Origin of the sequence: Wolbachia endosymbiont (group A) of Sturmia bella (assembly GCF_964030905.1) — a bacterium.
GTDB classification, from domain to species: domain Bacteria; phylum Pseudomonadota; class Alphaproteobacteria; order Rickettsiales; family Anaplasmataceae; genus Wolbachia; species Wolbachia pipientis.
The window spans coordinates 941,559-962,953 of the sequence record NZ_OZ034988.1; the positions used below are offsets into that span (position 1 = coordinate 941,559).

Sequence of the window (21,395 nt, forward strand, 5' to 3'; positions counted from 1 at the left end):
TAATTTATACCATAAAACAACTCAGAGTCAAACCAAATTACAAGAAATTTTACTTTCAATCTCTTGCGTTACCTCATCAACACTCAAATTAGCGTCAATTGTTAATAATTTGCCTTTATAATACTCGCGTAAACCTTTCATTTGAAGGTGATATTCACTTATTCTCTTATTAATTGCAGACATATCAGCATCATCAATTCTTTTCTCTAACCTCGTACTTTTACATTTAGCACAAGTAGTACTCTTAAAAGAAGATACACTATATATGCTTTTACAGTCCAAACACGCGAGACGATTTTTTAACCTATCGATTGCAATATTATCGTCAAGCTGCAGCTCAACTACAATGTCAACATCCCTATTATATTTTTCTTGCAAAACTTGAGTCAAAAAATGAGCCTGGTTTAAATTTCTCGGAAAACCATCTAATAAGCAATTATCATCCACTAATGCAAGCTGGTCACGTAATAATCCACATATAATTTCATCTTGAATTAAATTACCAGATTCCACGGTACCCTTTATTTTTTTACCTAACTCACTACTGCTAGATATAATATTCCTTAATAAATCCCCTACTGAAATTAATTTTAAATTATATTTTGCTATTAACAAGCTTGACTGAGTACCTTTACCAGAACCTGGAGGACCAAAAATCGTAATGATCATCTTACTTTCCTCGTTTTAGACTCATATTTCTTTATCCAGTTGTCGTACCTATTTGAAAAAATATAAGATTGTATTTGCATAATAGTATCAGTAATAACGTTCACTATAATCAGTAAGCTCGTCCCACCAAAAATAAATGGTATATCATAATAATATCTCATAACTTCAGGTACAGTACATATGACTACCAAATACGCAGAGCCAATGAATGTCAACTTAAAAACTATATCTTGAAGGTAATCAGAAGTATGTTTCCCAGGCCTTCTACCAGGTATAAAACCACCATTTTTTTTAAGAAAATCTGCGTTTTCCTCTGGATTAAATATAAAATTGGTATAGAAAAAATTAAAAAATACTATCAGCACCAAATAGGCTACAATATATACTACTTTATTTGCCATAAAGTAATTCAAAATAAAATCAGAAAAAGCGTGCCCCTTATAGAAATTTGCAATTGAAATAGGTGTCAATAAAATTGCATTAGCAAAAATGGTTGGTACTACACCAGATAAATTAATCTTCAATGGAATATAAGTAAAATCGTCATTATGTAATCTTTTAAATTGCTTTTTAGGATGTTGAACAATAACCTTTCTATAAGAAGACTCTACAAAAATGACTAAGAGTAGCAGCAAAAAAAACAATACCAAAACAAAAAGGATAATAAATAACGATACGCTACCGTTTTTATTTAACGTTAACAAAGATGACAAAGCGCTGTGTAACTCTGATATTATACCCGTGAAAATGATTAATGAGATACCATTGCCTATACCGCTAGCGCTGATTCGTTCACCAAGCCATATTAAAAGCATAGTTCCACCTAAAAGGCTGAAAACACCTATTGTACGAAACATAACACCAGGTTCGATTACAACCAATACCCCTTCCCTATTCATCCCTTCCAATCCAACCAAAATTGGAATTGATTGAAATACACAAATTACTATGGTCAGATAGCGTATATAAGAATTCATCTTTCTACGGCCTGACTCTCCATCATTCTTAACTTCCTTCATTCCTTTAATCGCAGAAGAAAGTAACTGAATAATGATAGAAGCCATTATATATGGCATAACGTTCAATGCTAGAATTGTCATTCTAGCCAATGCACCACCAGAAAATAAATTAAATACTCCAAAAACGCCTGAGCCATCTTTGGGAAATATATCATTAATTACATCAAGATTAATTCCAGGAATAGGCACATAAGTACCCAAGCGATAGCAAATTAAAGCTATTAGCGTAAAAAATATACGCTTTAATAAATCGCCTTTATATAACAACGTAGTATCCAAGCTATTAAATGCTGATTTATTGCCCATGACTTACGATAGTATTTCCACACTACCACCAACTGAAGCTACAGATTTTTTTGCAGCTTCTGACGCAAAATCAACATGAAACACAAATTTTTCGCTCAACTTACCTTTATTAAGAAGTTTAATTTTATCCTTAATAGACTTTATAAAACCTAATTTATACAGCCTCTCCTTATCTATAACAGAGTCTTTCACTATTTTTTTAGCTTCCATTAAGCGCTGTATATCGCCAACATTAATTATAGAGTATATGCTCCTACGTATAGGCTTAAAACCTCTTTTAGGCAAACGAGTATATATAGACTGTTGTCCACCCTCAAAACCATTTATAGAAACTCCACTTCTAGCCTTCTGCCCTTTATGCCCTCTACCGGATGTTTTACCTTTACCACAACCGATACCTCTACCCAGCAACTTAGGCTTCTTTTTCTTAGATAATTTAGTAAATATAGAGTTTAATTTTACAGCATTATTCATACTTTACCTGTTTCCAACTATCTCGCTAATCTTTTTGCCTCTTTTGCTTGCTACCTGACGAGGAGATAACATACTATCAAAAGCCTTAAACACCGCACATATAACGTTATGAGGATTATTTGATCTAGTGGATTTAGCTACCACATCCTTTATACCTAACACCTCAAAAACTGATCTAATCGCTCCACCAGCAATAATACCTGTTCCGGCTCTTGCGGTTCTTAAAACTATCTCACCAGAACAAAATTTAGCTTTAATATCATGATGCAAAGTTCTACCTTCACGCAAGTACACTCTAATCATTGATTTCTTTGCAGCATTTACAGCTTTGACTCTTGCTTCAGCAACTTCTGCGTGCTTACCTATTCCACACCCTACCCTACCCTTCTCATCGCCAACAACAACCAAAATTGAAAATGAAAATCTTCTACCACCTTTGGTAACCGTTGTCACTCTTCGTACCGAAACTAAAAGCTCTGATAAATCATTATTATTTTGTAAATTCTTTATAGCCATATTCAAAACCTTCTAAAATTCAAATCCAGAACTTCTTAAAGCCTCAGCAAATTGAGAAACTAATCCTGTGTATTTATACGCTCCACGATCAAACGTAAGCTGCTGCTCTAATTTCATGCCAGACAGACGCTCAACCATTAAAGAAGAAACCTGTTTTATAGTTTCAGCGTTGACTTTCCCTTTACATACATCCTTAATTTTAGCATCCAAAGTAGAAGCTGAAGTGAGAGTTATTCCTTTTACATCATTAATTAACTGGACATAAAAATGCCTATTAGATTTAAATATGGATATACGTAAACGTTCAGCGCTCTTGTCAAGCTTCGCTCTATTACGTAACTTCCTTTTTTCAGAATTACTTAAAAAATTATACGATCTTTTCATTTTTATTACTTCTTTTTACTTACAACCTTACGCAGCATAAATTTGCCTTTTATTACAACACCCTTACCTTTATAAGGATCATATTTTCTAATTTTGCATATATCAGACGCCACCATATAGACCTTCTGCTTATCCATACCACTAACTACTAAGTGAGTTGGCTTTATGCACTTAATCTCAACATCTTTAGGCACTTTATATTTAACATTATGGCTATAACCAAGATATAAAGTCAAATACTTACCATCACACTCTGCCTTATATCCCACACCGTTAATCTCAAGATTAACAGAAAAACCATCAACCATGCCGTTAATGATATTATTAATATTACTCCTATAAGTGCCCCACATAGGCTTTATTTTATCATAATTATCTTTATCTTGATCAACAGAAAGCAATAGCTGATTATCAATAATCTGACACACAACATCCCTGATCAAGCTAACTTCCTTTTCAGCCTTAGCACTCTTTATTAACATACTACCATTATTATATTCAACTGAAACACCAGCAGGAATATTGATAGGAGCAGCACCTATACGAGACATGAATTTCTCCTATTATTTAAAACACACGACACAAAACTTCTCCACCAACCTTTAATTTATGTGCATTATAATCAGTCATCACTCCTTTGGGTGTCGATATAATAAAAATACCAAGACCATTATATGCTTTAGAAATGTCCTTATACTTAGAATAACGACGACAACCAGGCTTTGACACCCTAACTATGTCACTAATTACAGGTGACTTCTCATAATACTTCAATTTTACAATGAAAGAAGGTAAGTTATCTACAACTTGCTTTTCATAATCAAGGATATACCCTTCCTCTTTTAAAATCTCCAATATAGAAGAATTCATCTTAGAAAATAGTACCCTTGTTGCCCTATGCATTGCCAATTGAGCATTACGTATCCTTGTTAAAAAATCACCAATACTATCAGATAACGCCACAATATACTCCTTATATTATATTTACCAACTAGACTTTGTAACTCCTGGAATTTGCCCAAAAGAACATAAATCACGCAAAACAATTCTACATAAACCAAATTTTCTATATACTCCTCTTGGTCTCCCAGTTAAAGCACACCTATTTCTAATTTTGGTTTTAGAAGAATTTCTAGGCAATTTTTTAATTAATTTATTTTGAGCTGTAAACCTTTCTACAATAGACAAATTCTTATTATTTATTATAGATTTCAATTTTTCTCTTTTTTCTTTATATTGATCGCACAACTTTATTCTGCGAAGATTTCTTTCTATCATAGATTTTTTTGCCATATATTTCTCCTCTCAATTAATCAAAAAAAGGAAATTTAAGAGCCAGTAATAATTCCTTTGCTTCCTTATCACTAACTGCACTTGTTATAATATTAATATCCATACCTCTAATTTTACTTATTTTATCATAGTCTATTTCTAAAAACGAGATATGTTCCTTTATACCAAAGGAAAAATTACCATTACCGTCAAATTGCTTCACACTAAATCCTCTAAAATCTTTTTCCCTTGGCAAAGCAATATATATCAATCTTTCTAAAAACTCATACATTTTATCTCTACGCAAAGTTACTTTGCAACCTACTGTAGCACCTTTTCTGATCTTGAAGCCAGAAATAGATTTTTTTGCAAAAGTTGATAAAGGCTTCTGCCCAGCAATCAAATATAGGCTATCAAGTGGTTCATTTATTGCTTTACTATCTGTAGCAGCATCTCCAACGCCCATATTGATACACACCTTGACAAGTTTAGGCACTTGCATTATATTGCCGTAATTAAACTTATCCTTCAAGGACTTTACTATGCTATCTTTATACAATTCTTTAAACATATCAACCTAATCTATCACTTCTCCAGAAACTTTTGCAAAACGCACTTTTCTACCGTCTATAACCTTAAACCCCACTCTAGTTGGAGTTTTATATTTAGGGTCCAATGTTGCAACGTTGGATATATCAATAGCTAACTCTTTATTTAATATACCACCACTACTACCAGCTTTTGGTTTAGTATGTCTCTTATGCACATTCACTCCAGAAACAATTACTTTCTTTTTAGCATCACGTGCTATAACTTTGATTACCTTACCAATTTTTCCCTTATCTTTACCAGTTAAAACTATAACGTCGTCACCACTTTTTATTTTAGCACTCATTATAAAACCTCAACAGCTAATGACATTATCTTCATAAAAGAACCAGATGATAACTTTTTTACCGGACCAAACACCCGAGTGCCAAGTGGTTCACCTTGATCGTTAATCAAAACTACAGCATTGCTAGAAAAACGAATTACAGAACCATCAGATTTCCTAATAGGGCTTTTCACCCTCACCACAACTGCTCTATATACTTTTCCCTTCTCAACTTTCCCTCTTGGAGTAATAGATTTAGTAGATACAATAACTGTGTCACCTATAGATGCAGACTTTCTACCACCCAATAAACCAATACAAAGCACTGCACGCGCGCCAGAATTATCAGCTACTTCCAACAATGTATTTTTTTGAATCATATAAATATCCTATTCAATGTGAGCTATTAACAATAACCCATTTTTTAGTAGTAGAAATAGGCTTGTGTTCTTGTATTAAAACCTTGTCCCCTTCTTTACAACTATTATTCTCATCATGTGCTGTATACTTCTTGTATTTTTTTATAACCTTTTTATACAGCTCATCCTTATACACTTGTAATACCGAAACCTTTACAGTCTTATCACACTTAGCCTTAGTTACAGTACCACAAAAAACCTTTTTAGGCATTCTTTTCCTCTCTTCTTCTTTTATTTAATGTAGTTAAAATACGAGCTATGCTCTTTCTTATTAAGCTAAAACGCGAAATATTGTTGCACTGGCCCAGCTTCTTTTGAAAAACCAAATTAACAAACTCTTTTCTCAAATTCACAAGAATTTCATGCAATTCTTGCGAGGACCTCGATTCAATGTCAGCTATATCCATTGCAACTCCATTTAATTATGATTAGATACAAATTTACACTTCATAGGAAGCTTAGCAGTTGCCTTTTCAAGCGCCAATCTTGCTAAATGCATGGGAACATCACTGCTAATTTCAAACAACATTCTACCGGGCTTAGCTTTAAATACCCAAAACTCAACACTACCTTTCCCTTTACCCATACGCACATCCGCCGGCTTTTTACTAACAGGGGTATCAGGAAAAATTCTTATCCACACTTTACCAGAGCGTTTTAATGTTCTAGATATTACACGCCTTGCAGTTTCAATATGCTTAGATTGAATCCTACCTGCTTCCATAGCCTTTAGACCATAATCTCCAAAAGATAATGTGCTACCACCTTTCGTGTTACCCTTAATTCGTCCTTTAAATACTTTTTTATATTTACTTTTTTTAGGAATAAACATTTCAATATACCTAATTAGTTACCAATATAAACCCAGACCTTAACTCCTATGATGCCATATATAGTTTTTGCTTCAGCAAAAGCATAATCTATATTAGCACGTAAAGTATGCAAAGGCAAACGGCCTTCTTTATACCACTCAGTACGAGCTATCTCAGCTCCGCCAAGGCGCCCAGAACAACTTACTTTAATACCTCTAGCACCCATCCTCAAACAACTTTGAATAGCTTTTTTCATCGCTCTTCTAAATGAAACCCTTTTTTCTAACTGCTGTGCAATGCTGTTTGATATTAAAACTGCATCTATTTCAGACCTTTTAACCCCTACTACATTCACTTCCACATTATTTTTTACTTTTTCAGCTATCTTTTGCTTTATCTTCTCAATATCCGAGCCTTTCTTACCTATTATCACTCCAGGTCTAGAAGAATGTATTATTACAGATACCAAATCGATCGTACGCTCTATAATTACTTTAGAAACACCAGCATGCTTAAAAGATTCATTTATATAACTGCGAATAGATAAATCTTGATGCAACCCTTGTTTATAACCCTTCTCAGCATACCAAATAGATGACCAAGTATTAATTATTTTTAACCTAAATCCTTTAGGATTAACGTTTCCCATATTTTTGCACTTTCCTTATTAATTTTCTATTTTTATGAATCATATAATTTCCCCCAATTTTACAGTTATATTACTATAACGTTTACTAACTCTATTAGCTCTACCCATAGCTTTTGGACATACCCTACGCAAAGTAAGAGACTTACCTATTAAAATTTCTTTTATATATAAATTATCGATATCCAATCCATAATTTTGAGCATTAGCAATCGCAGAATTTAATACCTTCCTTATAAGACCTGCAGCTTTCTTTTCACAAAATCTTAATTGCACAGTGGCAAAAGAAACTTTTTTATTACGTACTAAACCAGCAACCAAATTCAATTTACGAGGAGTTGATTTTAAAACCCTAGAACCAGCTTTAACTATTACATCTCTGTTTTTCATATCAATTACCTTCTTGTCGCCTTTTTATCACCACTATGCCCAGTAAATTTACGAGTGGGTGAAAACTCACCAAACTTATGACCTATCATATTCTGATCATTAACATTCACAGGAATGTAATCCTTACCATTATAAACAGCAAACTTTAAACCTAAACAATTAGGAAGAATTACAGAAGCCCTGGAATGAACTTTTATAGCCATGTTAACAAACCCCTTGTTTAAAGCATTATTCACCGACTTTAATATAGAAGGATGACAAAAAGGAGGCTTCCATGCAGATCTACTCATAAACTAACCTTTCAATTGTTTTATATACTTATCACTAGATTTATTTCTCCTTCGAGTTTTCTTTCCTTTTGTTGCAACACCCCAAGGAGTAACAGGATGACGACCACCAGAGGTTTTTCCTTCCCCGCCTCCATGAGGATGGTCAACTGGATTCATTGCAACTCCACGTACAGTAGGTCTAATCCCAAGCCACCTACTTCTCCCAGCTTTACCCAACTTTCTATTCTTATGGTCAGGGTTAGATACTACACCAATAGTAGCCTTGCAAGAAGATAAAATCAACCTAATTTGACCAGACCTGAGTCGTAATAAAACATATTGGCCATCACGACCAACGATTTGTGCATAACAACCAGCAGCTCTAGCAATCGCAGCACCATTACCTGGCTTCAGCTCAACATTATGAACGAAAGAACCAACAGGTATATGCTTGAGTAGTAAACAATTCCCTGGCAAAATATCAGCATCATTCCCAGCTGTAACAACATCACCTGGCTTCATACCTTGAGGAGCTAATATATAAGACTTAATATCATCTTCCTTATATGATATTAACGCCAAAAACCCACTTCTATTTGGGTCATACTCTATTTTTTCAACTATACCTTGACCACTTCTATTACGCTTAAAATCTATCACTCTATACTTCTTTTTGTGACCACCACCCCTATGACGAGTTGTAATTCTACCATGATTATTTCTTCCACCACTGGACTTTTTACCGGATGTAAGAGACTTTTCTGGCTCATCTTTTGATAAACCAACTTTACTTACTAACACAGTCCCACGAGAAGACGGAGTAACAGGATTAAAAAATTTCATACCCATACTAAACGCTCATTATATCTAATTTTTGACCATCCATCAAAGAAAAATAAACTTTCTTTTTCTGTTTTTCACAACCAACCACACCCCTAAAACGCCTATATTTAGGCTTAATTCTAACAACATTTATAGAAGAAATTTTAACATCAAATAGAGACTCTATTGCCAACTTTATTTGACGCTTATTTACATTTACAAAAACATACAAAGAATATTTATTAAACTTCTCCCTCAAAAAAGAGGCCTTTTCTGTAATTATAGAAGATTTTATTATATTATTATATTTGATCATAACAATCTACCTTCAAGATGCTTTAAAGTATCCTTTGTCAACATCACGCATTCGTGATTCAATATATCAAAAACATTTAACCCAATAGGTTTGATTAAGTCTACATAGTGCAAGTTTTTAGCCGCACGCAACAAATCATCTCCATAATCACCAACTATCAAAAAGGAAGAAAATTTAAAATTTTTAATACATTTACACATTTCAGACGTTTTCTTCACATCAATATTTAAATTATCCAGAATAATTACTTGATTATTTAAATACTTTAGAGATAAAGCAATTTTTAAACCAAATTTGCGTACCTTCTTATTAAGAGAATAAGTATGACTCCTCACAACAGGGCCGAAAATAATCCCACCACCTCTAAATTGAGGAGATCGCAAGCTCCCTTGTCTTGCCCTACCGGTACGTTTTTGACCATAAGGTTTAGCTGTTGTACCAGAGACATCACTAATACCTTTTGTTTTATGAGTACCAGCTCTTCTCTTCGCTAATTGCCATCTCACTATATCATGCAAAATACTCAATTTTTGCTTAGCAGAAAATATCAAAGGATTGAGCTGAGCAGTACCTACATTATCATTAGATAGATTAACTAAATTACATTCCATAACTAACTTACCAAATTACTAGCATCATCATTTACATCTAACAGTAAACCTACCGGAAAAGGAACATCTTTATGTAAAGATTTTTTAACTGCATCTCTTACAAAAACATAGGAATTTTTAAACCCAGGAACATTATTACCCTTCACAGCAATTATACTATTTTCATGATCAATGGATAATATCTTCATATTTTGTGCAGTTATCCTGCTGTTACCTAAATGACCAGCCATTTTCTTTCCTTTGAATACTCTACCAGGATCCTGACATTGGCCAGTGGAACCTTGTGATCTGTGAGCAATAGAAACACCATGAGATGCCCTAAGCCCACTGAAATTATGCCGCTTCATCACACCAGCAAATCCTTTACCTATAGAATAACCCGTAATATCAAGATATTGACCAACCACAAAATGATTGATTCCCACTTTTTTACCACATTCTATTCCCGACAGGTCATTTAATCTACTTTCGTATAACTTACATTTATTATTTATACCCTTTTTCTTTAAATATTCCAACTGAGGTTTTGCTATATTTTTAAAATCTCCTGTGCCTAAAATGACTGAATTATAGCCACATTTATCTTGTCCTTTTATATCAATAATATGAGTTTCGCTGAGATGCAATAAAGTTACAGCCATGCGACTATTGTCAGAATACATAGCAGTATGACCAATATTCATCATTAGTAAACCAATTCTCCTCAGCGAATTTATTCTCTTCATTTCCTTCTCCTAAACCTTAACTTCCTTGACTTTTAAATCCACTTCTACGCCAGCAGAAAAAGATAAACCTGTAAGCATCTGCATCATAGTAGGAGTAAGATCATGTAAAACAATCAAACGCCTAGAAGTTCTCATTTCAAACTGTTCACGAGATTTTTTATCAACGTGAGGAGATCTATTAACAATAAATTTAGAATCTTTCCTTGGCAACGCAATCGGACCAGATAATTTTGCACTGGACCGCTTTAATTCATCAACAAATTTTCGAACACACTCCTCCAATAAAGAACAATCGAAAGCCTTAATGTTAATATATATATCTTGCTTCATCTTAGTTACTACACTCACTCCAAAATTTCAGAAACAACACCAGAACCAACAGTTCTACCGCCTTCTCTTATCGCAAAACGCAATCCCTTATCCATTGCTATCGGTACTTGCAATTCTACTTCTACACTCACATTATCTCCTGGCATTACCATCTCCTTCCCATCTAGCAATTTTATGCTCCCAGTTACATCCGTTGTCCTTAAATAAAACTGTGGCTGGTAATTCGCAAAAAATGGTGTGTGCCTTCCTCCTTCCTCTTTCTTTAATATATAAACCTCCGCCTTAAACTTTCTATGCGGTGTTATCGTCCCCGGTTTCGCTAATACTTGCCCTCTCTCCACTTCTTCTCTTTTTGTTCCTCTTAACAATATTCCTACATTGAGTCCTGCACTTCCCTTATCCAGCAACTTCTTAAACATCTCAACACCTGTGCATATCGTCTTTTGCGTCGCTTTCAGACCTATTATCTCTATCTCTTCTCCCGTCTTTATCTCTCCCTTCTCTATTCTTCCTGTTACCACTGTTCCTCGCCCCGATATCGAAAATACATCTTCGATTGGCAATAAAAATGGTAAATCCACAGGCCTTGGTGGAACCGCTACATATTCATCTAACTTTTCCATCAATTTATCTATTGATTTCTTTCCATATTCGCTGCTGTCATCCTCCAGCGCCTTGAGCGCTGAACCAACCACCACAGGCACTTCATCCCCTGGAAATCCGTATTTACTCAGTAATTCCCTCACTTCCATTTCTACTAAATCTATCATATCAGCATCAGCAACATCAGCTTTATTTATATACACCACGATATATCCAACACCTACCTGCTTCGCCAGCAATATATGCTCTCTCGTTTGTGGCATTGGCCCATCAACCCCCGACACTACCAATATCGCCGCATCCATCTGTGCTGCACCTACTATCATGTTCTTTACATAGTCAGCGTGTCCAGGACAATCAACGTGTGCATAATGCCTTTTCTCTGTCTGATACTCAACATGCGCTGTTGCTATCGTTATCCCCCTCTTCCTTTCTTCTGGCGCTTTATCTATCTGATCGTACGCTACAAAATTTCCATAATGCTTCGTTATCGCCGCTGTTAACGTCGTCTTCCCATGATCCACATGTCCTATTGTTCCCACATTTACATGCGGCTTTCCAAATGCTTCCACTATTGCTGTCATAATTTAAACTTTTCTACCTAAAATACAAATACATCAATAAATAATATGTTGATTTTATAAAAATACAACAAAAAAAAGAGCGGATAGTGGGAATCGAACCCACGTCACTAGCTTGGAAGGCTAGAGCTCTACCATTGAGCTATACCCGCACAATGGAGGAGGTAGGATTCGAACCTACGTACGCTCACGCGGACAGATTTACAGTCTGTTACCTTTAACCACTCGGTCACTCCTCCGCAAAAATTTGTTAAGAGAATACTATTTTAGCATCTTAACTTAAGCTCTTATTGTATTTAATACTAAACGCCTAAAATTAAAAAATCAAGCAATAAAACCTACCCTGATTAAAATCATGCAGATTTCATTTTATATAACACAATATTGCCAATAAAACGCCTAAACAAATAATGCGAATCATGCGTACCTGGCGCTTCTTCTGGATGATATTGCACAGAAAAGACTAGGTAATCTTTCATCATTATTCCCTCTACACTATTATCAAATAGAGAAATGTGAGTAATTTCAACATTACTTGGAAGAGAAGCTGAATCAACAACAAAACCATGATTTTGGCTAGTGATCTCAACTTTTCCACTAATTACATCATAAACTGGATGGTTACTCCCTCGGTGACCTATATCCATCTTGATGGTCTTTGCCCCCAAAGTAATCGCAAGTAATTGATGGCCCATGCATATGCCAAAAATTGGTATTTTAGATTTTATAATAATGTCTATTTCTGAAACTACACTTTCTCCTATTTCTTGCGGATCACCAGGACCATTTGAAAGCACTATACCATCTGGATTCATACTCAACACTTTTTGAGCAAAACCTGTGCTTGGTCTGATTAATTCAACTGTACAACCAAGTTCTATTAAGCGTGAAACTATACTGATTTTTACGCCAAAATCAACGATTACAATCCTATATTTTGCATTAAGGTCAATAGCTCTATCTGATGTCATTCCAGTGCGTGACACTGGAATCCATATATTTTTTGCTGGATCCGAGTAGTCAGCTACTTGGATGACAAAGTGCTCCGCTAGTCTATTATTTTCAAAACTGTTATTTAAACTAACCTTATTAGTTATTTCTATCCCATTTACAGGTTTGTATTCCTTCAATTTGTCTAATGCATGCGCCTTACTCGATGAGCATATCATTCCATTTTGAGATCCATGTTCTCTCAAATGTCTTGTTAAAGCTCTAGTATCAACTCCTGATATCCCAATCACGTTATTTTTCTCTAACCAATCATTTAAACTGATATATGAAGAAGGGTGGGACATAGAAGAAAGTTCACGCATAACCACACCACTTGCAAAAATTTTCTTTCCTTCATTATCTTTATGATTTATTCCAATGTTACCAATATGAGGAAAAGTGAACGTTATAATTTGATCAGCAAAAGAAGGATCAGTTATAGTATGCTGATAACCGGTCATACCAGTGGTAAAACAAACCTCGCCTATGCACTTGCCTTTTTTACCTACTGATTTTCCCCAAAAGCACTTGCCATCTTGTAAAATTAAAACTGCGTCCTGCACTTCATTATCTATTTAACTGATTCAAAACAGTATACAAGAATTTCAAATAATACGTAACTCTTTCTAAAATTCCAAATTTAACCACGAAGCAGCAAAAAATAACATGAAAAACTTTTAATACAATCTTTCATATAAAATATATAGTTGACTACCTTCATATTTCGTATTAGATATAGGTAAATCATAAGTAAAGTGGAGGGTAATAATGAACACTGGTACAAATTAATCAAAAAAAATAAATGAGAAGTGGTTAGCTGGAGGAATTGGCGCGCTATTATTTGTAATGATGCTACCGTCGATTCTTCTTTTAGCAAAAATAGCTATAGGGCTAATTATGGTTTCAGTTGCAGCAATAGCGATAAAAGTTGCCTTAAAAACAATATCGAATGCTTTAGAGGATAAACAGGCAGATCAAAGCCAAGCGACGCAACAAACAACACAAAGTAAAATTATAAACCTGGCTATTGGATTAACATCTATATTCGTAGGAGGATTATCACTATTCATTATAGCACAAACTGGCTTAATTGCAGCATGTGCAGCTATAACTGCTTTAGCTCTACACGAATATGTTAAAAATCAAGAAATAGGAAAAGAGATAAATGATAAATTCGATAAGGTAGCTGACGATACAATCAATTTTATTGTTAGCAGTGTTGAAAAACTTATTCCAACAAAGCCGCCAGGCATAACAGCCTAAACTGTCTCCGTTCAGGGCATAAGTGTTACAAGTAGCATTATATAAAGCGATTAATGGCATCCTCCTGATAATAGAATAATTGTATCTGTTCAGGGGCATCGCAAATATTGAAGCAAAAGTGGTCAGTGCTTACTATACGAATATTGTGATTTGAATCCACTAGGGAGGATGTCATCCCAGTGCCCAGAAACTGGGATCCAGGAATTTTGATTAGAGATTAAATTGGTGAGTATAAAAGTAGCTAATCCTACGTTAAAATACAACGTTTTTAATGGGACTGCGTAAAAGGGCTGGATTCCAGTGTCAAGCACTGGAACGACACCTTTGTGTTTGAGGCAAAACCTGCTATAACATTTCTTCGCAAACAAACGTTCGTACAGTTATGTATCAGCTACTTTCATGGCACCATTTGTTGTAAACTCACATTTCTCTATGATTATCTTTATTTGCCGCTTTCCCGAACGGATGCTCTACAGTTATTTCCTCATTAATAGAGCGAGGTGCACCGGAACCAGGTACAACGATATTCTCGTGCGATTGCATATCCTTCTTTTCCTCACATGGTGTTTGCTTAATGAAATGTGCTGCTAAAACTTCATGTAAAGCTTTACCTTTTATAAGCACAGCCTCGTTTTGCTTAGCTAACTCTAAAATTTTCTTTGGTTCAACATCTTTACCGTCAATAGTTGATTTTTTAATACTAACTTGACCTAAATTTATATTTAGAACAACAGTACAGTTAAGGTCTTTTCCAGATTCATCTTTTGCATCCCAACTAATTTCGATGTCACATATTGCAAATTTTGTAAAGGAGTAGTTCCTCTGTTGTTTCTCATTCTTCTCAATTGTTACTATTCTTTTATCATTACTGTATATTTTTACTCTTTGTATCTCATTTTTAATTGTTTCCATCCTTTTAATCTTTTCGCTAAAAAGACGACTAGTTTCTAAACTCTGTCCAGGTTTAGTAATGTTGATACTAAGATTATCATAATGATTAACAAGATGTCCTGCCTTTTTGTCTGGCCAATAACATCAATCAAAGAAACCAATTAGATCATCTTTGTTTAGAAATTCTTTTGCATCATTCATTCCTTCGTCAATTCGAAGAAGATATCTACCCAACCTCTTTTTAAAATTTTCTTTTAACTCCTCCTGATCTTTAGAAGTAAGCTTCTTATCCAATATATCCATTATTTCTCTTTGCTTACTTAATACCACATAGTTAAAAAGGAAAATGCTCTCCTTCTCCCGTCGATAATAGTTTGCTATTTTGTCAAATGGATCCGCTGGCCGGCAGTTATTATAATTTACAGAATCAGAAGAATCTTGACATTTATTATCCTTAAAATTGAAATTCAATTTTTCAAAATCTGATAACACTTCTTCTGCCCTATCTTTAAAAGACTGAAGTCTATCTTGAAGTTCTTTTCCATAACTCATTCCTTTGTCAATTTGAAAAACATATTGACTATATTTCTTTCTAAACTCCTCCTGTTCTTCGAGAAGAGGAAGATTCCTATCTAATATATCGATTATTTCTTTCCGCTTATTCAATATCACGTAATTAAAGAGGGAACTCTTCCCCTTCTTTTCATAATCGTCTGCTATTTTGTCAAAACACTTATTATCCTTAAACTCCAATTTCTCAAAATCTGAGAGCACACTTTGTACCTGAGTCTCATCGAATTGAAGATTTGCTTGAGGAGATAGAAGAGTCAACTTTTCTTCACTTTCCTTGGTACTCGAATTTTTGTAAAAACCATTCAATAGATTTACAATACTAGAAAACATTTCACACCTCTATTGTTATAAGTAAACTTGATTATATCTTAATGCTAAATGTTGTAAAGCTAAAATTAGAAACTAAAAAAGCTAACATAAGTTCTGCATTATTTGCAGCTTTATCAGCTTATTAGGTAGAATTATTAAAGAACTAGTTGAACATATGTTATCAACTCCATCCACAAGTTCTCCGCTTGTTACTCCAGTTGCAATAAACACTGATTCACCTCTTGCCATATCTTTTACGGTGTAGATTTTTTCTGGGTCATGGATATTTAAATTTTTTGCTCTTTCTTTTAATTGATCCGTGTCAAATATTAATCTTCCCTCCATCTGCACACCGATTGAACTCAGCGCTGCAGCCGCAAGTACCCCTTCTGGTGCCCCTCCTATTCCGATATACATATCATGATTGCCATTTACTAGTGAAACTACGGCTGCAACATCGCCATCATCTATTAGTTTAATTTTTGCTCCTAATTTCCTGATTTTCTCTATTAATTCATTGTGCCTTTCACGTTTAAGTACAGTTACCACGAGATCATTCACTTTGCATTTTTTTGCCTTGGCTAAATTGTCTAGATTCTTTTCAATGCTATTTTTTAGTGAGACTACACCCTCTGGAAGATTTTTTCCTACTGCTATCTTTTCCATATAAACATCAGGTGCATGTAAAAAATTACCTTTTTTCGTTGCAGCAAGAACGGACATTGCCCCTGATTTGTAATGAGCACAAATCGTAGTGCCTTCAAGTGGGTCAACGGCAATGTCGATTTCAGGACCATTTCCAGTGCCAACCTTCTCGCCAATATATAGCATCGGCGCTTCATCTCTCTCACCTTCACCAATTACGATAGTACCATTTATTTCCATTGAATTTAATACTGTACGCATTGCATCAACTGCAACCTGATCAGCCTTTTTTTCATCGCCGAAGCCTACTAGTTTATATGCAGCAAGTGCTGCAGCTTCGGTCACTTTAACTAATTTATAAGCTAAATCTTCCATCATTTGCTCGAGAATCATAAATAAAGAATCCAATATATATCATGCAACTTTAGACTGCAATATGTCTTGACTGGTTGTGGGAAAGTTGCTGTAATAAACTAACATATAGTAGTAGGTTTAGTTATGGTATATAGTAATGATGATATTAGAGAGTTGTATCGAAAGATAGCTACAATTGTAAAATATGATGATAAGGGAGTTGCTAGTCTTAAAGATTTGCAAAAGGAACCAAAGTGGAAAGAAGTTAATTTCCAAGATAAATGTGAAGGAGACAATGCATTAGAAGACTTACTTCTAAAACATGCAACCGAAAATAACAACACACGCGTTAAGGATTTTCTCCTCCAAAATGGGTGTAAACCCCTTCAACAAGAGCAAATAACCGCAGCGATAAACAAGGAAGAAGAGGCACCTAATGTGGAAGAGAATAGAGCAGACAGTAATGAAGTAGATTCTAGTAACTCCATAAACCCTGGTATGACTGCTGAAGTACTTTACGGGCAACTAATACAAGGAAAAAAACAAATTCGGCAATTTTTGACTCGTTTGCAAATGCTGTAAGAGAGTCCAATATTACCGGCGATCGTAGCGTATTTCTAGATGTTGTAAAATTGTTTACAGATTTAGATGCTGTAATCCATCTTACAGATACTGCTTCCAGGACTATATTGGATATAGCTGCAATAACAAAACAAGCTGACGTTGTTAAGGTACTTTTGGATAGTGGCAAATTTAATGAAGAAGAAAAATTGCATGCCTTGAATTCTGCTATTGTTCAAGGTAATGTCCAAGAAGTTGAGCTAATTTTAGGTTACGTGAGTCCTGCAAACAGGAAAGAGGCTTTAGAAGTGGCCATACAGGTAGGTAAAACTGAAATTGTTAATGCGTTCTTGAATAGTGGTAAGCTTAATGAAGAAAACAGAGCAAAACCTTGCAGCAGTAATGGGAACATTGGTAGTAGACCTATAGCAACAGTTCCTCTAACCAGTACCAATGGTGATAATCATAATAACAAAAACAAAACGCCTGTAATACCAGAGGAAACAAATACTAAGCAAACTGCCACACCAAATAATGATAATAAAGCTAACGGCTTCGTAGATGCTCAATTTTCTATGCCAAATGAACAAGAAACTAAATATAAAGAGAGCAAAAAGGATTTTTACACCTCATTGACAAAAGATGTTGTTGGAGTTGTTATTACAGGATTATTCATTACTGCTGCTGTAATGGTTCCATTTGTAGCTGGTGCAGTAGTTTGCAGTGTCATAGCTGCTTTGGTTGCAATATACACCGGGTTGCATGTAAAAAATTCTACATTACCAAGTTATAGGGAGATGAGAGAGAATGAAGTTGAACGTGTAACAGGATGTCATCCCAGTGCCCAGACACTGGGATCCAGAAAGCCATAATAAAAACTAGATCCAGCGTCACGCGCTGGAATGACACCCTCTGGTGGGCTCAAACCATATGAGTAGCCAACACTGCCACTATACTTACCTAGCAAATTTAGATCTAACACTAAACTGTGCTGCCACTAACTTTGCAATCGGTACTCTATAGGGTGAGCATGAAACATAATCCACCCCTGATTCGATGAGAAACTCTATAGATTTTGGATCTGCTCCATGCTCTCCACATATACCCAGTTTTATTTCTTTTCGGGTTTTTTTGCCTCTTTCAATGGCCATCTTGATTAACTCCCCTACCCCTTCGATGTCCAGCACTTCAAATGGGTCGTTTTCGAATATGTTGCTTTCCTTATAAGAATCGAGGAAATTAACTGAATCATCTCTTGAAAGTCCCATGGTTGTTTGCGTTAAATCATTAGTGCCAAAACTAAAGAACTCTGCATGTTTTGCTAACTTATCAGCAATCAGTGCTGCTCTTGGTAGTTCTATCATCGTTCCAATTGAATAAGCCTTGTCTGATGTCATTCCAGCGCGTGAAGCTGGAATCTGCGTCTGGATCCCAGCTGAGATAACAGAGGATTCTTTCTTTGCTAGCTCGCATATCAGAATAAATTCTTTCTCGCTCATGATAAAAGGAATCATGATTTCAGGCACCACTTCTATCTTCTTTTCTTTCTTTAATTCACTTGCAGCACTAAGTATTGCCCTAATCTGCATGCTATATATTTCAGGATGAGAAATAGCAAGTCTACAACCTCGATGGCCAAGCATTGGGTTCTTTTCTGATAACTGTGCTATTTTATTTTTTACTGACTCAACTGACTTACTAAGTGATTTGGCAATTTTTTCTATAGTAGACTGATCATTGGGTAAAAATTCATGCAAAGGTGGATCAAGCAACCGTATAGTGACTTCCCTGCCCTCCATAATAGAAAATATTTCTTTGAAATCAGACTTTTGCATTTCTTCTAGTTTAATGAGCGCATTTGCCCTTTCATTTTCATCGTCAGCTATTATCAACTTTTGAATGAATTCGATTCTATCACTAGCGAAAAACATATGTTCTGTGCGACATAAGCCTATACCTTCTGCACCGAATTCTTTTGCAATTTTTGCGTCTTTTGGAGTATCAGCGTTCGCTCTCACTTTGACCGTTTTGATTTCATCTATCCAGTTGATTACCGTTTTGAATTCTTGCGATAATTCAGGTAAAATTGTAGGGAGAATGCCAAGCATAACCTCCCCTGTTCCTCCGTTGATGGTAATTGGTTCACCTTTATTTACTTTTGTATCCCCTACAGAAAAGAAAGTTCCATCTTTATCGATATAAAGTCCACTCACACTGCAAATGCATGGCTTACCCATTCCACGGGTTACAACAGCAGCATGCGAGGTCATCCCTCCCCGTGCTGTTACTATGCCACTTGCAGCATTCATTCCATTAATATCTTCAGGACTCGTTTCTGACCTTACTAAAATCACTTTTTTGCCCTGCTCTGCAGCTTTTTCAGCATCACTTGCACTAAACACTACATATCCAGAAGCAACCCCTGGAGAAGCCGGCAGCCCCTTCCCTATTACTTTTTGGTCACTCTTAACGTCAAGAACTGGATGCAATAAATTGTCAAAGGTTTTTGGATCAATTCTCAATATTCCTTCTTCTTTTGTAATCGTTCCTTCGTTTACCATATCAACTATTATGCGAATAGCAGCTTCAGCCGTGCGCTTGCCAGATCTAGTCTGCAAAATCCATAACTTACCGTCCTGCACAGTAAATTCGATATCCTGCATGTCTTTATAATGCCTTTCAAGTTTTTCACATACCACGCATAATTCTCGGTAGACACTTGGCAGCAACTTCTCCATGGTGTTTTTTTGCTCTCCGTCAATTGGCATAGGAGTATAAACACCAGAAACCACATCCTCACCCTGAGCATTAATCAGAAATTCACCAAAGTATTTTTTTTCTCCAGTTGAAGGATTTCGTGTAAATATCACACCAGTTGCAGAATTATCATTTAAATTACCAAAAACCATTGCTTGCACGTTGACCGCTGTTCCAAGGTTTTCAGGAATATTATGTATTTTTCTATAGGAAACAGCCCTATCATTTTTCCAAGAAGCAAATACTGCATTCACTGAGCTGAGCAATTGCTCTTCAACGTTCTGCGGAAAATGTTTTCCTGTTTTTTCATGTACTATCCTTTTGAAATTGTTAACAATTTCTTTTAAAACATCAACATCAAGATCAGCTAAGCTTTTTGCTCCACTCTTTTGCTGCTTATTATCAACACCATCTTGAAATAGGTGATGATCAAGCTGTAGTACAACATTGGAGTACATCATGATGAAACGGCAGTAGCTATCGTAAGCAAAACGTTCGCCACTTTTTTTTGCAAGCCCAACAACGGTTTCATCATTTAGACCAACATTTAAAATAGTATCAAGCATGCCCGGCATTGAACTAACACTACCAGAGCGTATGGAAACTAATAAGGGATTATTTAAATCCCCAAATTTACAACCGATGTCATTTTCGAGCATCGCCATGTAGTTTTTGATTCCACTACATATGTCATTCCAGTGCGTGACCACATTTTTTTCTGGATCCGAGTAGTCAGCTACTTGGATAACAGAAGATCTATTGTCTTGATAATAGACTTTGCAAGCAGAGGTGGAAATTGTGAAACCAGGTGGAACAGGAATGCCAACATTGCACATTTCTGCTAAATTTGCCCCCTTTCCTCCCAGCAGATTTTTCATTTCTGCATTGCCTTCGCATTTACCCTGGCTAAAGTAATGTATTAACTTTTCCCCCATCATTTTCTCCGGATTTTCACTGATAAACACATTGTACATATAGCTCCAATAAACCTGTGAGAACTTGAAACCTTAGGAT

Annotated in this window: 31 protein-coding genes and 2 tRNA genes; 3 read left to right on the forward strand and 30 right to left on the reverse strand. The window is 35.4% G+C overall.

What is annotated here, in order from left to right:
* Positions 1–27: 27 nt before the first annotated feature.
* The 26 genes from ACQH3L_RS04350 to carA all read right to left on the reverse strand — a co-directional run bounded on the left by ACQH3L_RS04350 (position 28) and on the right by carA (position 13,591).
* Positions 28–669, reverse strand: a complete 642-nt coding sequence (locus ACQH3L_RS04350) for an adenylate kinase family protein (RefSeq protein WP_007550178.1) — start codon at positions 667–669, stop codon at positions 28–30.
* Positions 666–1,994: a preprotein translocase subunit SecY gene (secY, locus tag ACQH3L_RS04355; protein ID WP_425384655.1), complete on the reverse strand. Its 1,329-nt coding sequence runs from the start codon at positions 1,992–1,994 to the stop codon at positions 666–668. Before secY ends, ACQH3L_RS04350 begins: the two co-directional genes overlap by 4 nt.
* 3 nt (positions 1,995–1,997) lie before the next feature.
* Positions 1,998–2,468, reverse strand: a complete 471-nt coding sequence (gene rplO, locus ACQH3L_RS04360) for a 50S ribosomal protein L15 (protein ID WP_006279863.1) — start codon at positions 2,466–2,468, stop codon at positions 1,998–2,000.
* 3 nt (positions 2,469–2,471) lie between these two features.
* Entirely contained in the window at positions 2,472–2,984 is a 513-nt protein-coding gene (rpsE, locus tag ACQH3L_RS04365) for a 30S ribosomal protein S5 (protein WP_010962748.1), read from the reverse strand.
* Positions 2,985–2,996: 12 nt separating this feature from the next.
* Positions 2,997–3,368, reverse strand: coding sequence for a 50S ribosomal protein L18 (gene rplR / locus ACQH3L_RS04370; protein ID WP_006279867.1), 372 nt, complete (start codon positions 3,366–3,368; stop codon positions 2,997–2,999).
* A gap of 5 nt (positions 3,369–3,373) precedes the next feature.
* Positions 3,374–3,919, reverse strand: coding sequence for a 50S ribosomal protein L6 (gene rplF / locus ACQH3L_RS04375; RefSeq protein ID WP_007551152.1), 546 nt, complete (start codon positions 3,917–3,919; stop codon positions 3,374–3,376).
* 16 nt (positions 3,920–3,935) lie between these two features.
* The gene (gene rpsH / locus ACQH3L_RS04380; RefSeq protein WP_007551150.1) at positions 3,936–4,331 is read right to left on the reverse strand and encodes a 30S ribosomal protein S8; all 396 of its coding nucleotides are present in this window, start codon (positions 4,329–4,331) and stop codon (positions 3,936–3,938) included.
* 21 nt (positions 4,332–4,352) lie between these two features.
* On the reverse strand, positions 4,353–4,661 hold the full coding sequence (rpsN, locus tag ACQH3L_RS04385; protein ID WP_006279345.1) for a 30S ribosomal protein S14: 309 nt from the start codon (positions 4,659–4,661) through the stop codon (positions 4,353–4,355).
* Between the two features lie 16 nt (positions 4,662–4,677).
* The gene (gene rplE / locus ACQH3L_RS04390) at positions 4,678–5,211 is read right to left on the reverse strand and encodes a 50S ribosomal protein L5 (protein WP_010962750.1); all 534 of its coding nucleotides are present in this window, start codon (positions 5,209–5,211) and stop codon (positions 4,678–4,680) included.
* Between the two features lie 6 nt (positions 5,212–5,217).
* Positions 5,218–5,535 (reverse strand): 50S ribosomal protein L24, encoded by a 318-nt coding sequence (gene rplX / locus ACQH3L_RS04395; RefSeq protein ID WP_006279347.1) that lies wholly within the window; start codon positions 5,533–5,535, stop codon positions 5,218–5,220.
* Entirely contained in the window at positions 5,535–5,894 is a 360-nt protein-coding gene (gene rplN / locus ACQH3L_RS04400) for a 50S ribosomal protein L14 (RefSeq protein WP_006279348.1), read from the reverse strand. The genes rplX and rplN overlap by 1 nt, the downstream gene beginning before the upstream one ends.
* 13 nt (positions 5,895–5,907) lie before the next feature.
* The gene (gene rpsQ, locus ACQH3L_RS04405) at positions 5,908–6,144 is read right to left on the reverse strand and encodes a 30S ribosomal protein S17 (RefSeq protein ID WP_007549925.1); all 237 of its coding nucleotides are present in this window, start codon (positions 6,142–6,144) and stop codon (positions 5,908–5,910) included.
* Complete coding sequence (gene rpmC, locus ACQH3L_RS04410; protein ID WP_006279350.1) at positions 6,137–6,340, reverse strand: 50S ribosomal protein L29; 204 nt, start codon at positions 6,338–6,340, stop codon at positions 6,137–6,139. Before rpmC ends, rpsQ begins: the two co-directional genes overlap by 8 nt.
* Positions 6,341–6,351: 11 nt before the next feature.
* Positions 6,352–6,765, reverse strand: coding sequence for a 50S ribosomal protein L16 (rplP, locus tag ACQH3L_RS04415; RefSeq protein ID WP_010962752.1), 414 nt, complete (start codon positions 6,763–6,765; stop codon positions 6,352–6,354).
* A gap of 14 nt (positions 6,766–6,779) precedes the next feature.
* Complete coding sequence (gene rpsC, locus ACQH3L_RS04420) at positions 6,780–7,394, reverse strand: 30S ribosomal protein S3 (RefSeq protein WP_010962753.1); 615 nt, start codon at positions 7,392–7,394, stop codon at positions 6,780–6,782.
* A gap of 39 nt (positions 7,395–7,433) precedes the next feature.
* Positions 7,434–7,781 carry a 50S ribosomal protein L22 gene (gene rplV / locus ACQH3L_RS04425; RefSeq protein WP_007549821.1) on the reverse strand — a complete coding sequence of 116 codons (348 nt, stop codon included), beginning with the start codon at positions 7,779–7,781 and terminating at the stop codon, positions 7,434–7,436.
* Between the two features lie 5 nt (positions 7,782–7,786).
* Positions 7,787–8,071 (reverse strand): 30S ribosomal protein S19, encoded by a 285-nt coding sequence (gene rpsS / locus ACQH3L_RS04430; RefSeq protein ID WP_006279181.1) that lies wholly within the window; start codon positions 8,069–8,071, stop codon positions 7,787–7,789.
* A gap of 3 nt (positions 8,072–8,074) precedes the next feature.
* Positions 8,075–8,899, reverse strand: coding sequence for a 50S ribosomal protein L2 (rplB, locus tag ACQH3L_RS04435; RefSeq protein WP_015589143.1), 825 nt, complete (start codon positions 8,897–8,899; stop codon positions 8,075–8,077).
* 1 nt (position 8,900) lies between these two features.
* The gene (locus ACQH3L_RS04440) at positions 8,901–9,188 is read right to left on the reverse strand and encodes a 50S ribosomal protein L23 (RefSeq protein ID WP_010962755.1); all 288 of its coding nucleotides are present in this window, start codon (positions 9,186–9,188) and stop codon (positions 8,901–8,903) included.
* Positions 9,185–9,799, reverse strand: coding sequence for a 50S ribosomal protein L4 (gene rplD, locus ACQH3L_RS04445; protein ID WP_012673183.1), 615 nt, complete (start codon positions 9,797–9,799; stop codon positions 9,185–9,187). The genes ACQH3L_RS04440 and rplD overlap by 4 nt, the downstream gene beginning before the upstream one ends.
* Positions 9,800–9,801: 2 nt before the next feature.
* Positions 9,802–10,524 (reverse strand): 50S ribosomal protein L3, encoded by a 723-nt coding sequence (gene rplC / locus ACQH3L_RS04450; RefSeq protein ID WP_010962757.1) that lies wholly within the window; start codon positions 10,522–10,524, stop codon positions 9,802–9,804.
* Between the two features lie 9 nt (positions 10,525–10,533).
* The gene (rpsJ, locus tag ACQH3L_RS04455) at positions 10,534–10,854 is read right to left on the reverse strand and encodes a 30S ribosomal protein S10 (RefSeq protein WP_012673184.1); all 321 of its coding nucleotides are present in this window, start codon (positions 10,852–10,854) and stop codon (positions 10,534–10,536) included.
* A gap of 14 nt (positions 10,855–10,868) precedes the next feature.
* A complete protein-coding gene (tuf, locus tag ACQH3L_RS04460; RefSeq protein ID WP_010962759.1) occupies positions 10,869–12,041 on the reverse strand; it encodes an elongation factor Tu in 1,173 nt (390 codons plus the stop codon).
* A gap of 78 nt (positions 12,042–12,119) precedes the next feature.
* Positions 12,120–12,190 (reverse strand) — tRNA-Gly (locus tag ACQH3L_RS04465).
* A 4-nt stretch (positions 12,191–12,194) separates the two neighbouring features.
* Positions 12,195–12,277 (reverse strand) — tRNA-Tyr (locus tag ACQH3L_RS04470).
* 114 nt (positions 12,278–12,391) lie between these two features.
* Positions 12,392–13,591, reverse strand: coding sequence for a glutamine-hydrolyzing carbamoyl-phosphate synthase small subunit (carA, locus tag ACQH3L_RS04475; protein WP_010962760.1), 1,200 nt, complete (start codon positions 13,589–13,591; stop codon positions 12,392–12,394).
* A 235-nt stretch (positions 13,592–13,826) separates the two neighbouring features.
* On the opposite strand from carA, the gene ACQH3L_RS04480 reads away from it, so the two are divergent.
* Positions 13,827–14,291 carry a hypothetical protein gene (locus tag ACQH3L_RS04480; RefSeq protein ID WP_316659172.1) on the forward strand — a complete coding sequence of 155 codons (465 nt, stop codon included), beginning with the start codon at positions 13,827–13,829 and terminating at the stop codon, positions 14,289–14,291.
* 420 nt (positions 14,292–14,711) lie between these two features.
* Here ACQH3L_RS04480 and ACQH3L_RS04485 read toward each other — a convergent pair whose 3' ends face one another.
* The 3 genes from ACQH3L_RS04485 to glpX all read right to left on the reverse strand — a co-directional run bounded on the left by ACQH3L_RS04485 (position 14,712) and on the right by glpX (position 17,084).
* Entirely contained in the window at positions 14,712–15,203 is a 492-nt protein-coding gene (locus ACQH3L_RS04485; RefSeq protein WP_425384656.1) for a hypothetical protein, read from the reverse strand.
* Positions 15,204–15,326: 123 nt separating this feature from the next.
* A complete protein-coding gene (locus ACQH3L_RS04490; RefSeq protein WP_425384657.1) occupies positions 15,327–16,085 on the reverse strand; it encodes a hypothetical protein in 759 nt (252 codons plus the stop codon).
* Positions 16,086–16,166: 81 nt separating this feature from the next.
* Positions 16,167–17,084 carry a class II fructose-bisphosphatase gene (glpX, locus tag ACQH3L_RS04495; protein WP_425385016.1) on the reverse strand — a complete coding sequence of 306 codons (918 nt, stop codon included), beginning with the start codon at positions 17,082–17,084 and terminating at the stop codon, positions 16,167–16,169.
* Between the two features lie 123 nt (positions 17,085–17,207).
* On the opposite strand from glpX, the gene ACQH3L_RS04500 reads away from it, so the two are divergent.
* Positions 17,208–17,645, forward strand: a complete 438-nt coding sequence (locus tag ACQH3L_RS04500) for a hypothetical protein (RefSeq protein ID WP_425384658.1) — start codon at positions 17,208–17,210, stop codon at positions 17,643–17,645.
* 50 nt (positions 17,646–17,695) lie between these two features.
* A complete protein-coding gene (locus ACQH3L_RS04505; RefSeq protein WP_245683341.1) occupies positions 17,696–18,496 on the forward strand; it encodes an ankyrin repeat domain-containing protein in 801 nt (266 codons plus the stop codon).
* An 84-nt stretch (positions 18,497–18,580) separates the two neighbouring features.
* Here ACQH3L_RS04505 and ppdK read toward each other — a convergent pair whose 3' ends face one another.
* On the reverse strand, positions 18,581–21,316 hold the full coding sequence (gene ppdK / locus ACQH3L_RS04510) for a pyruvate, phosphate dikinase (protein WP_425384659.1): 2,736 nt from the start codon (positions 21,314–21,316) through the stop codon (positions 18,581–18,583).
* Positions 21,317–21,395 lie beyond the last annotated feature (79 nt).